This window comes from Geoalkalibacter ferrihydriticus DSM 17813, from assembly GCF_000820505.1.
GTDB classification, from domain to species: domain Bacteria; phylum Desulfobacterota; class Desulfuromonadia; order Desulfuromonadales; family Geoalkalibacteraceae; genus Geoalkalibacter; species Geoalkalibacter ferrihydriticus.
Map to the genome: position 1 here is coordinate 1 of NZ_JWJD01000009.1, position 11,932 is coordinate 11,932.

At 58.7% G+C, this 11,932-nt stretch carries 7 protein-coding genes, 4 tRNA genes and 1 pseudogene; all 12 read right to left on the reverse strand.

Going from position 1 to position 11,932, the window contains the following annotated elements:
- Positions 1–1,203: pseudogene (locus GFER_RS18770) on the reverse strand (GTP-binding protein); the annotation flags it as partial.
- Between the two features lie 135 nt (positions 1,204–1,338).
- Positions 1,339–1,414: transfer RNA gene (locus GFER_RS15510), tRNA-Thr, on the reverse strand.
- Between the two features lie 33 nt (positions 1,415–1,447).
- Positions 1,448–1,524: transfer RNA gene (locus GFER_RS15515), tRNA-Gly, on the reverse strand.
- Positions 1,525–1,648: 124 nt separating this feature from the next.
- A tRNA-Tyr gene (locus GFER_RS15520) sits at positions 1,649–1,733 on the reverse strand.
- 53 nt (positions 1,734–1,786) lie between these two features.
- Positions 1,787–1,862: transfer RNA gene (locus tag GFER_RS15525), tRNA-Thr, on the reverse strand.
- A 121-nt stretch (positions 1,863–1,983) separates the two neighbouring features.
- Positions 1,984–4,227: a bifunctional 23S rRNA (guanine(2069)-N(7))-methyltransferase RlmK/23S rRNA (guanine(2445)-N(2))-methyltransferase RlmL gene (rlmKL, locus tag GFER_RS15530; protein WP_074669453.1), complete on the reverse strand. Its 2,244-nt coding sequence runs from the start codon at positions 4,225–4,227 to the stop codon at positions 1,984–1,986.
- A gap of 429 nt (positions 4,228–4,656) precedes the next feature.
- Positions 4,657–6,855 (reverse strand): cytochrome c3 family protein, encoded by a 2,199-nt coding sequence (locus GFER_RS15535; protein WP_139171938.1) that lies wholly within the window; start codon positions 6,853–6,855, stop codon positions 4,657–4,659.
- A gap of 696 nt (positions 6,856–7,551) precedes the next feature.
- Positions 7,552–8,418, reverse strand: a complete 867-nt coding sequence (locus GFER_RS15540) for a chemotaxis protein CheX (protein WP_040100891.1) — start codon at positions 8,416–8,418, stop codon at positions 7,552–7,554.
- A gap of 59 nt (positions 8,419–8,477) precedes the next feature.
- Entirely contained in the window at positions 8,478–8,837 is a 360-nt protein-coding gene (locus GFER_RS15545; RefSeq protein WP_040100893.1) for a response regulator, read from the reverse strand.
- Between the two features lie 367 nt (positions 8,838–9,204).
- Positions 9,205–9,945, reverse strand: coding sequence for a 23S rRNA (guanosine(2251)-2'-O)-methyltransferase RlmB (gene rlmB / locus GFER_RS15550; protein ID WP_040100894.1), 741 nt, complete (start codon positions 9,943–9,945; stop codon positions 9,205–9,207).
- A gap of 5 nt (positions 9,946–9,950) precedes the next feature.
- The gene (pyrF, locus tag GFER_RS15555) at positions 9,951–10,685 is read right to left on the reverse strand and encodes an orotidine-5'-phosphate decarboxylase (protein ID WP_161807421.1); all 735 of its coding nucleotides are present in this window, start codon (positions 10,683–10,685) and stop codon (positions 9,951–9,953) included.
- Complete coding sequence (locus GFER_RS15560; RefSeq protein WP_040100897.1) at positions 10,682–11,908, reverse strand: DUF4388 domain-containing protein; 1,227 nt, start codon at positions 11,906–11,908, stop codon at positions 10,682–10,684. The genes pyrF and GFER_RS15560 overlap by 4 nt, the downstream gene beginning before the upstream one ends.
- Between the last annotated feature and the right edge of the window lie 24 nt (positions 11,909–11,932).

Consider the following 11,932-nt stretch of genomic DNA (forward strand, 5'->3'; position numbering starts at 1 on the left):
TGATCGAACCGGGCTTGGCCAAAACCTGCCCACGCTCGACGTCCTCGCGCTTGACGCCGCGCAGCAGAATCCCCACATTGTCGCCGGCCTGACCCTGATCGAGCAATTTGCGGAACATCTCGACACCGGTAACCACGGTCTTGACCGTAGGCTTCATGCCGACAATCTCGACCTCCTCGCCGACCTTGACGATACCGCGCTCAACACGTCCGGTCACCACGGTGCCGCGACCAGAGATGGAAAAGACGNGGCTTCATGCCGACAATCTCGACCTCCTCGCCGACCTTGACGATACCGCGCTCAACACGTCCGGTCACCACGGTGCCGCGACCAGAGATGGAAAAGACGTCCTCGATGGGGCACAAAAAGGGACGATCAATGGCGCGCTCGGGCTCGGGAATATAACTGTCGACGGCAGCCATCAGCTCGAGAATGGCACTCTTGCCGATCTCGTCGTCGCGACCTTCAAGAGCCGCCAGCGCCGAACCCTTGACGATGGGAATGTCGTCGCCGGGGAAATCGTAGACGCTCAGAAGCTCGCGAATCTCGAGCTCGACCAGCTCCAGCAATTCCTCGTCGTCGACCATGTCGACCTTGTTGAGAAACACCACCATGGCGGGCACGCCGACCTGACGGGCGAGCAGAATGTGCTCGCGGGTCTGGGGCATGGGACCATCGGCGGCTGAAACCACCAGGATCGCGCCGTCCATCTGCGCCGCTCCGGTAATCATGTTCTTGACGTAGTCGGCATGGCCGGGACAGTCAACGTGGGCATAGTGACGGTTCTCGGTCTGATATTCGACGTGGGCGGTGGCGATGGTGATGNATCATGTTCTTGACGTAGTCGGCATGGCCGGGACAGTCAACGTGGGCATAGTGACGGTTCTCGGTCTGATATTCGACGTGGGCGGTGGCGATGGTGATGCCGCGCTCGCGCTCCTCAGGAGCGTTGTCGATCATGTCAAACGCCCGGAATTCAGCGCCGCCGGACTCCGCCAGCACCTTGGTGATGGCCGCGGTCAGGGTGGTCTTCCCATGGTCGACGTGGCCGATGGTGCCGATATTCACATGCGGTTTGTTTCTTTCGAATTTTGCTTTTGCCATGNTGATGGCCGCGGTCAGGGTGGTCTTCCCATGGTCGACGTGGCCGATGGTGCCGATATTCACATGCGGTTTGTTTCTTTCGAATTTTGCTTTTGCCATGATGTAAACCTCCCGTTACTTTTCGCGCATTCTTGGAGAATTGCTTATTGCCGGCACCAACGTCCGGACTCAAACTCAATAGTTACTCGTCAGCCAGAAATAAAAAAAGAGAAAAGCATCCAAGACCCCCAAAAGTGGAGCCCACAACCGGACTTGAACCGGTGACCTCTTCCTTACCAAGGAAGTGCTCTACCGACTGAGCTATGTGGGCTCATCTCACCAAACGATGGAGATCTTGATAAATTGGAGCGGGAAACGGGACTCGAACCCGCGACCCTCAGCTTGGAAGGCTGACGCTCTAGCCAACTGAGCTATTCCCGCCAAGATCCTAGCATACCTGCCTGAAGCGTTTTGGACTCCGCCCCGGCCATCGCCCCAGTTTACACGGCCCCAAAGGAACCTCCTGAAAAAACGCCGACCGAACTTCATCCGGAATGCAAATTAGTGGTGGAGGGGGGAGGATTCGAACCTCCGAAGTCTACGACGGCAGATTTACAGTCTGCTCCCTTTGGCCACTCGGGAACCCCTCCAGAAGAAGTCTCTCTATATTTAATTGTTCAGGACTTTCGCCCCAACCGCCCTGTGGAGCTGGCGACAGGAATCGAACCCGCAACCTGCTGATTACAAGTCAGCTGCTCTACCAGTTGAGCTACGCCAGCATGGGCAGGGATATATACATCAGCGACACACATAATGCAAGGAATAAATTCCTGCCAGGCGCCCGCATACTCAGCCCCTTGCGGCATGAGTGTGGACATTTACTCCATTTCCAGGGCCGTGTCAAGACCTTTGAGGTTTTTCCGGTCTCTTTCTTTGTCCGGCAGTACCAAGGCGGATGGACGTTTCGGACGGGCCGGACATCTTAAGCAGCCAACATTTATGGATACCGGGCCTGCGACGGAAGTCCCAAGGAATTGTACTTTCGGTGACATCCTCCAGCTCAAGGTCGGCAAGAGCCTCCTTGTCCAGACGAAATCGACGCAGATTTGTGGAGAAAATAAGCACTCCACCCGGTGCCAGCCGTCGCAGGGCCTGACGAATGAGCGTTACGTGGTCGCGTTGCACATCAAAAGTTGCCTCGCGATCCTTTGAATTTGAAAACGTCGGCGGATCGAGAAAAATCAGATCGAAGGACTCTTTGGCGCTTCCCAGCCAGGCAAGCACATCACAACGCTCCAAGCGGTGGGGACCTGCGCCGAAACCATTGATTCGTAAATTTTTCTGCGCCCAGTCGAGATAGGTGCGGGAGGCGTCAACGGTCACCGTGGCAAGCGCCCCGCCCCGTGCGGCAAACACCGTGGCGGTGCCGGTGTAGCCGAAGAGGTTGAGAAAACGGCGCCCCTTTGCCATCTCCAGAATGCGCCTACGAATCGGCCGGTGATCAAGAAACAGGCCCGTGTCGAGATAATCGCTGAGATTGACGAGGAATCGGCAGGGGCCCTCTTCAACCTCGAAAAAATGCCCACTTTGTGCTGTTCGGCCGTATTGGTCAGCCCCCCTCTGCCGCCGGCGCTGCTTGAGAAACACCTGGTCGGCAGCCACGCCCAGGGCCTCGGGCACGACCCGCAGAACATCCTGCAGCCGGCGGCGGGCCTTGCCTGAGTCGACAGTGGCCGGCGCTTGGTACTCCTGCACATGAACTCGTCCCTGATAAAGATCGATAGCCACTGCATATTCGGGAAGGTCGGCATCGTAAACACGGTAACACCGGATACCTTCGCGCTCGGCCCAGCGCTGCGCAGCCTTGAAATTCTTGCGCAGACGATTGGCAAACATCTCGGCGGCCGCATCGCGGGGAGATTGCACAGGAGCCGACGCTGCGTGATCCTGTGTCTCGTGTTTCTGGGCCACAGGCGCACCAGGGTGCAGTTGGTAGTGAAGCAGTTTGGCACGGATGGGACCATTGCGCAGAGAGTGTGTCCGCGTCGCTCGCAAACCAAGGTGACCGGCAAGCTCAGGATTTCCGCTCAACACCGAGAGCCGCCAGTTGCCGTAATAGCGCCGGCAGCAATCTCCCAGGCTGGCATAGACCGCCGCAAGACGGGTGGCATCATCAAGCCGCTCTCCGTAGGGAGGGTTGGTCAGGATCAACCCCCGCTCACCGCACTCGCCGCGCACGGCAGGAAGCCAGTTTGCAAACTCGGCCTGCTCAACGCGCAACTTTCCCGCCAGACCGGCGCCGGCCGCATTGGCCACAGCCGCGGCCACCACGCTCGGATCACGATCACAGCCCAGGATCAGGGGCAGACCCGCCTGCCCGGCACTGCGCCGCTGCGAAGCTTCATCCAGCAAGTTCCCCCAGGCTGCGGCGTCGTGACCTGCCCAATTAAGAAAGCCGAAATGCTCGCGAAAAATACCGGGCGCCACATCCGCGGCCATCAGTGCGCCCTCGATGAGCAGTGTACCCGATCCGCACAGAGGATCGAGTAGCGCCTGCCCTTCACGTGCCGCCGCGGGCCATCCGGCGCGCAGCAGAATGGCGGCGGCGAGATTTTCCTTGAGGGGCGCTTGGCCGCCCTGCGTCCGGTAGCCGCGACGATAGAGTCCCTCTCCGGACAGATCGAGACACAAGGTCACGGCTTCGCCGTCAACCAGAGCGAATATGCGAATCCCCGGCAGATTCACCTCCACCGAGGGACGCTGCCCGCAGCGGTCGCGGAAACGGTCGGCAACGCCATCCTTGACCCTGAGGGCTGCGAAACGCGAATGACTGATTTGCGAACGGTGCAGTGAGCAATCTACGGCAAAGGTGTCGCTGGGCGACATGTGATTTTCCCAGGCAAAATCGCGCGCGCCTGCGTAGAGTTGATCCGCACTGGTTGCCTGGAAACGCACCAGAGGCAGAAAAACACGGCTGGCGACACGCGACCAGAGGCAAATGCGATAGGCGGTCGCCAGGGATCCGAAAAAGGCGGCGCCCGAGCGGATTGAGCTGATGCGCTTTGCGCCCAGAGCATCGATTTCGGCCATCAGCAGATCTTCGGTGCCATGCGGTGCGGTAACAAAAAATTCAAGATCGGTCATGATGCCCCTTCAGCAGCGCAGAGAAGCAAATCTCTGAGAGATACGCAGATTTATTGAAAAACGTGACTTTTCAGCATGGACCGCAGAGTGCGGCGGCACCGTTGAACGTTGCAGCTGAATGGTTACAAAAAAAACAGGATCTCTTTCTACTCCAACTGGAAACCCGGCGTCAACATAGCCGCCCCTGGCTCCTCAACTCCCCTTAAGCACCAAGAGCATCAGTAGCCGAAACGGCAGATGAACTGGGAGGTGAAACGGGGCCACCTACAGGAGTTTTGTTGTTTTTTTCTCTTAGTTTGCAGAAGAAAAAAAGGCCCGCCGACAAGGGCGGGCCTCACATAGGACACACAGCATAAACGACCGGGGCCGACTATGACAGTGCAATACGTGCTCTAAACACTCTCGCTTTGAAATCTCAAGCTGCGCTCCTTAACGACGGGAACCGTGGCGGGAGTCGCCGCCTGAATCGTCGCTATCCTTCGGCTCTTCAGCGCCAAGATCGGGAAAGGCGGGCACCGAGTAATTCTTGCCGTTATGCTCGATAGTGACCATGCTGAAATCCAAGTTTGTCCTTTGCGATCCGCCCCTGCGGCCGCTGAACTGGGAACTGAAAAGGTTGAACAAGCCGCGCCCGGCTCCACCGCCGCTGCGATCACCCCAGCCCCTGGAACGCCCGCTGGAACTACCCGAGGGCATTGCGTGGAAGGGCGTGGTGATATGGCAAGCAGCGCAGGCACCGTAATTCTGAATCGGGCCGCCCTTGTCATGCATGTAACGGCCATGGCACTCGCGACAGGCCGCCTGCTGAGGACGGTCCATGGCCCACTCCGGCACCTGATGACAATAAGCACAATCGCCGGCCTGGGACTGAGCGGAATCATGGTGAGGATTGTCGCTGTGGCAGGACGCACAGGATGTCGCGGAACTAGCGCTCTGGTGGCAAACGGTGCAGTCGCCCGCGACGCCCAGCAAGGGCTCACCATGGTGTATTTCAGGAATAGCTGCGGTATGGCAATCCTGACAACTGTCTCCCGAGGTCACAATTGTGCTATGGCAGGCCGTGCAATCGCCGCTTACCGCCGCGGGCTGCCCATGGTGATCCGGGCTGCCGTGACAAGCCGCGCAACCAATGTTGATCGGCTCAGCGCCGGTGTGACAGAAGACACATTGGCCCAGTTCAAAGAGATTGGTCGCATGATGGCGCTCACCGGCCATAGGCGAGCCCGATTCGAAATGACAGGCAGAACACTCAAGCCCGCCCATGTCGGCACCAACATGGCAGGAAGCACAATCCCCCATCTGGGCCGGGATGGTCATGTGGTGCAGATCGTTGATGGCGGGCTGACCGCCGCCGGTGTGACAACCCTGACAATCCAGAAGGGTATAGTCGGCACCGACGTGACACACCGTGCACTGGCCCTGCAACGCCAAATCGAAGGCATGGTGGCGATCCCCCACACTGCCGTCGCCTGAATCGTGGCAGGCGCTACAGGTCTGCGTGTCCAGAGCGGCCCCGACATGACACAGGGTACAGTTGTCGCTGAAGAAAGCCTCGGTGGTATGATGCGCTTCCACGATGGAGCCACTGTCCACCACCGTCGTGTGACAATGAACGCAGGCCTCAGGAGTGGGCATGCCCAACCTGAAAACCGGTGTGAATTCGTACTGATGGCAGTCGAAGCAATCCAGGCCGTAACCTGTGAGAATCACGCCCTCGTGGTGGCGGTTGCTCTCGAAAGTCGGGAAACTGTGGCAACTGGCGCAACCGCTGGCGGAGGTCATCTGCGTATGGCAACTGGTGCAATCAAAGCCACCGGCGGCGGCGATCTGATGATGCTGGTCACGCGTTGAATCACCGCCGTGGCAGCTCTGGCAGCCCGTCTCAGGTTGCAACAGGGTATGACAACTGGTGCAATCAAGGTTCTGGCCGGCTGCATAAGAGTGGTGAGCGTCTTGCGCCGAGCCCGCTTGATGGCAGCTCTGACAACTGGCGGTGACGACGATATCGCTATGGCAGGAAGAGCAGGACATGCCATCCGTCTCAACCAGGTCATGATGGCGCTCGCGCACCGAACCGGCATGACAGCTCTGACAACTGGTGTCGGCGGACATGGTGGTATGGCAGGCGACACAGGATACGCCGGCTGAGGCGATTTCATGATGGCGGTTCTGGGTTTTTCCCTGATGACAGCTCAGACAATCCCCCAGATCACCAACCCCGGTGTGACAGGCGGCGCAGTTGCCGACCAGGGCATCGGGCACCTCATGATGAACATTTTCCAAGCCGAAGCCGTGGCAGCTCGAGCAGTCTCCCTCGGTGGTAAAGCCATCGTGGCAGCGGAAACACTCTCCTTGAAAATACCAGGGCGTTTCATGGTGGCGCGCGGCCACATCACCGCCATGGCATTCAGAACAATTGATGATAGGCGCAGTACCTCCCGAGCCGCCGCTGCCGCCGGACCCTGAGCCACTATCCCAGGAGCTGTCGTCGCCGCTGGAACTACGGTCGCGGGAACCGCCCCAGGCCCAGCCTCCCGATGCGCTGGACAGCACCAGCATTGCGGCGAACAGGCCACAGACGAGCCAACCTGTGCGCCGCAGAAAAGCTAACCTCCCAAACCTCTCCATATCCCTCATACTCCCGTCTCCTTTCTGCGCAATCCGGCAGAACTGTCCCAAAAACCCCTTACAACATATAAACCTGAAGAATAGCTATGTGCCCGGCGCACCAAGAAAAATTACTCAAATGGCTATTCGGAAGGCATTGAATCCGGGAGGATCTGCGTTATTTCATGGGCAGGCACAGACCGACCGGAAAGAAAAAGACAAAGCACAAGCTACTGAACTTCAACCCGGCAAGTCAACGCAAAACCTCTAATGAACGAGGCTCGCGTGGGGGACAAAAGTCGCCCTGACAGATGATTTCAAGCACAGAAAAAAATGACCCAATGATAAAAAGCAAAACTTCCCTTTAGGCCCTTTTGCTGCGCGCACCGCGACTCCCTGCAGACTATCCGCCCAAATCCCTGGCTCAACCCAAATGAGCAATAAACAGTCCTGTTCAGAAGTAGGCATTTGGCGCTTCCTTATTTTCCAGGAAACAACCTAATCAATACCGACAAAACCTAAGGGATAAACAGCAGTACGCATAAAATTATTTTTTATTTATTTTTCGCCAGTGGTATGGTGGCCTGGCTTTCATTTCGCCGGAGGACGGCGCTTCCGCCATAAATTTCCGGTGAAGGCTGGCGCCCCCCAACACAAAAAGGCCCGCCGGTAAAGGCGGGCCTGGCATGGTGCATAATCATCTAGGAGGGCCTCAGGCTAGGCGGGAATCCACAATGAGAGCTCCGCTTCTTCACCATCGGCCAAATACAAGGGGAAGCACAGAGCACAAAATTCAGCGGGGACGGAATTGTGTTGACGACTTTCCGCAAAGATTACCGGGGGGTTGATCTCGAGGGTGTGTCCGAGTTGGGCGCCCTTAGCGACGATATTGCCGCAGACGATGTTGATGAATTCCATCAGGGTATCCTCGAGTACCTCCTTGGGCTCAGCGGACACGTCAGCTTCCTTGAGAATGGCCCGCGCGATGGCCTGTTGCACCCCGGACGTTACTGAGAGCAGGTAGCGGCCCTGCAGGCTTCCGGAAAAATCCATGGCCGCCGCCACATGCTTGGCATCAAAGCTTTGCGCCAGGACACAGGGCCCGGGCCGGAAAGAAAGATTGGCGACCCGGGTGAGCATTTTGTAGGTCAGATCGGCCGCCATTTCCCAGAATTGCGGATTGCTCACCCCCTCGGGGATCACCAGGCGCGTGGCCAGATAGGGGGCCTGATCGACTTTGAACTCATCCAACAGGGTCGTGACCCGCTCGGCATCCAGGGCACCGATCTTGACCAGTGCCTCGCCGATATAGAGGTGGTTGTTTTTCTGCCGAGTGAGAATCTGCTGCATCTGCTCGGAGGAAAGAATTCCAAGCTTGACCGCCATGTCGCCAAAGCGCAGATCCTCTCCGCGCTGGGCATCATGCACACGCTCCACGTCAGCCTCGTTGATCAATCCCATGTCAAGCGCCATCTCGCCGAACTTGAGATTGGTGCGTTCCTGCAAATCGATAGCCTCCAGAAGCTTCTGGGGGTTGACCACACCCCGTTCCACAAGAAACTGCCCAAAAAATTTAACCGCCATAGATCCACCTCTGGATAAAAAATTCGACTCAGGATCCGCACTGCCCCAAAATGCCGGCGTCAGACCTCACTCAAAATCTGCAGCACGTTATCAGCCTCGAAGGGCTTGGAGATTACATTGAGCGCGCCGAGACGCAGAGCTTCGGTGAACTTGTCGCCGACGCCGCCCAGGGATGTCACCATGACCACCTTGACGTTGCGATTCATGGCGACCAGATTGCGCAATGCGGTCAGGCCGTCCATGACCGGCATATTCATGTCCATGCATACCAGATCGGGGCGATGCACCTGATACATCTTGAGCGCTTCGGCACCGTTTTTGGCATGCCCGACCACTTCGAACCGGCCGCTGCCGGTTACGATCTTTTCAAGCTGCCGGGCGACGGAAATACTGTCGTCCACAATCAGCAAACGCTTCATAACGGGCCTCCTACCTGTACGAGCCGGGAGATTCGCAGGGAACCCTTCCCTGCCATGCACCGGATCATTAAAACACCTACCAGCTTGGATAATTACACGCTATTAATATCCCAAGAAATCACAACTGTCAATAAATTTTTTTAATGACTTAGGCCGGAATCCTTGAGATCCGACCGGCCAAGCACTTAAACTCTTGCCCAGCCGGATCTCAAGGATCCAGGTTAGAGGATGATAGGTGAAAGAGAATTTCGCTTCACACGCCGGCTGCTCAGAACGCCGGCGTCAAGGGCCGGACGAATTCATCACCGGCGTGGCCGGGGTGTGCCGGACGCCGGATAGCCGGATGCACAGTTACGAGCGGGAAAGGTCAGGGAGAAAGGCGGCGCTGCCGCAAAACTTCGAAGAGAGCGATGCCGGTTGCCACGGAGACGTTGAGCGAACCCACGCCACCGCCCATGGGAATGGAGAGCAGCACATCGCAGTGCCGCCGGACATTGGGACGCAGGCCGCTGCCTTCGCTGCCGGCGACCAGTACCAGGGGGCCGCTCAGGTCGGCGCAAAACAGGTCTTGATCACCTTCCCCGGCCAGCCCGTGAACCCAGAATCCCGCCTGTTTGAGCTCATCGAGCGTGCGGGCCAGATTGACCACCCGGCACAGGGGTATATGTTCGAGAGATCCGGCAGCGGCCCGATCGACCACGGCCGTGACGGGACAGGAATTGTCCTTGGGCAGGATCACCCCCTGACACCCGGCAGCGGCAGCCGAGCGGACCAGCGCGCCAAGATTGTGCGGATCGGTGATGCCATCCAGAGCGAGCAAAAAGCCCGGTTTTTCGTCCTTCCGACTGGCTGCAAGCAGGTCTGCGAGTTCCACGTAGGCAAAGGGCTCAAGGCGCAGCGCGGCACCCTGATGCCGAGCACCGCCGGTCAGCCGCTCCAACTCCGCGCGCACGCAGCGTCGCACCGGAACCTCGGCCTGTTCAGCGGCCGCGGCCAACTCCTGCAGACGCGTATTGCCTTCACGCGCCAGAAACAGCTCCAAGGGCCTTCGACGGCGCCCGCTGAGCGCCTCGCGCACCGGATTGATGCCGAAAATCCAGTCAGACATGGCGCTCAGGACTCAAGCGCCGCAGCCATCTCGGCCACAATCGCCGCAGCCGCAGCCACCGGGTCGGAAGCCCGCGCAATGGGTCGCCCAATAACCAGGAAATCGGCGCCCGCGGTGATGGCCGCGCCAGGGGTCATGATCCGCTTCTGGTCATCGAGGGAGGCATCGGCAGGCCGCACACCGGGGGTGACGATGGCGAATTCAGGGCCGCAGGCCGCGCGGATCAAGGCTATCTCCTGAGGCGAGGCGACGACGCCGCCCATGCCTGCATCACGCGCCAGGCGCGCCAGGCGCGGCACCATGTCACTCACCGGGCGCTCGATGCCGATTTCACGCAGGGTTTCGTCGGTGGACGAAGTCAATATGGTCACCGCCAGCAGAAGCGGAAGCGGTGCCCCCGCGGCCGCAGCTTCTTCGCGCACCTTTGTTGCTGCGGCAACCATCATTTCGCGCCCCCCCAGGGCATGCACGTTGCACATCCGTACTCCCAGCCGCAGAGCCTCGGCCGAAGCCATGGCAACGGTGTTGGGGATGTCGTGGTATTTCAGATCAAGGAACACCTCGCCGCCCTCGGCGCGAATCATGTGCACCACATCGGGGCCGCAGCGGGTAAAAAGCTGCTTGCCGACCTTGAACAGGCCGACCTGGTCGTGCAGCAGCCGGACCCAGCGTTGCGCCTCTTCGAAACAATCCACATCCAGTGCGAAAATCAGTTTTTTGCGGGCGATATCCAGCATCAATTTCTCCCTAGAATTGCTTTGGCGCGGCCCGTCGCCGCCTTGACCGCAGCAATGGCTTCGGCGGACTTCTTCTCGCCCAAAACCTGCCGCGCCGTGTGACATTCCATGTAGAGCAGCTCACCAAGGGCGTCGGCGAGCAGCCGCATCTTGTCTCCCTCTTCGAGGCCGGCGAGGTTGGCTAGAATGCGCCGGCTGTCCAAGGTGCCGTCCTCGCGCAGGCGGGCATCGCGCAGAATGTAAGAATAGGGTTGCGGAAGCTCGCGCAGCAGATCCTGAATCTCCTGACGAAAATCAGCTTTAATCCGGCTGACTTCGCGAAAGAGGATGGCCAGGCCGTCATTGAAAGCGTCCAGAATCAGGCCCAGCTCTCCCGGAGAGACCCCTGAAGCAGCCTCTTCGATGACCACCTGGCCGCGTTCAACCAGATGATACAGCACCCGCAGCCCGTCAAATTCGCCAAACCCGCTACGCCGGATGACTTCGCGCACGGACAGATCCCCACTTTGGATCTGTTTGCAAATCTGCGCTTCGCTCTGACTCAGTCCGTCCGTGGCTTGCCCGACGATCCGCGGGAAGGCTTCCAGCGAGGGAACCAGGCGCAAAAAGAGTTGGCGCTCGTCAAGCCGGCGCAATCCTTCCATGAGCAGATTCTGGGTACTCATGGAGAGTTGAAAGGGATCTTTCTGACTGAGGCTTTTTTGCTGAAAGGAGAAGCTACCCTGCTGAAAGGTGAGCAGATCGTAGACGATGATTTCGGCCTGGTGGCGCACCGCCTGCCAGATATCACTGGCGGAGACCAGGTTCTTTTCCAGCAGGAACTTAACCAGGGCATTCTGGTTGTCGGCCCGGCGCCCCAAGCGCTCCAAGACTTCGCGTTCGATGCGTCCGAGACTAAAAAGAATCTCACCGAGATTTTCAGAAGGGAAAGAACTGAGAGCCGCGACGATTTCCCCATCTTGCAAGTACAGATCCTTGCGCCCGCCGGACAGGTCAAAACGCAGCACGCCGCTCTTGCGAAACATGTTGAAGAACGAGAGCAGATCGACCACGGAGATTTCACCCAAAACCCCGGTGACCAGCGTAGGGTGTTCGGCATCTTCGGCGGTCAGCAGCACATGGCCGGCCGAAACCGAAGTGATCTCCAGGCCGCGGGCGCCAAAAAGACGAGCAATAGGGGCCGGCAGGTAGAGCCGGCCCTGTTGATCAAGTGTCGCGGCCGGCATGAGGGTCCTGCCTCTTGAAAAAAA

Excerpts from the sequence above, each read along its gene's own strand:
- rlmKL (WP_074669453.1), bottom strand. The coding sequence starts at position 4,227 with ATGACCGATCTTGAATTTTTTGTTACCGCACCGCATGGCACCGAAGAT.
- GFER_RS15535 (WP_139171938.1), bottom strand. The coding sequence starts at position 6,855 with ATGGAGAGGTTTGGGAGGTTAGCTTTTCTGCGGCGCACAGGTTGGCTC.
- GFER_RS15540 (WP_040100891.1), bottom strand. The coding sequence starts at position 8,418 with ATGGCGGTTAAATTTTTTGGGCAGTTTCTTGTGGAACGGGGTGTGGTC.
- GFER_RS15545 (WP_040100893.1), bottom strand. The coding sequence starts at position 8,837 with ATGAAGCGTTTGCTGATTGTGGACGACAGTATTTCCGTCGCCCGGCAG.
- rlmB (WP_040100894.1), bottom strand. The coding sequence starts at position 9,945 with ATGTCTGACTGGATTTTCGGCATCAATCCGGTGCGCGAGGCGCTCAGC.
- GFER_RS15560 (WP_040100897.1), bottom strand. The coding sequence starts at position 11,908 with ATGCCGGCCGCGACACTTGATCAACAGGGCCGGCTCTACCTGCCGGCC.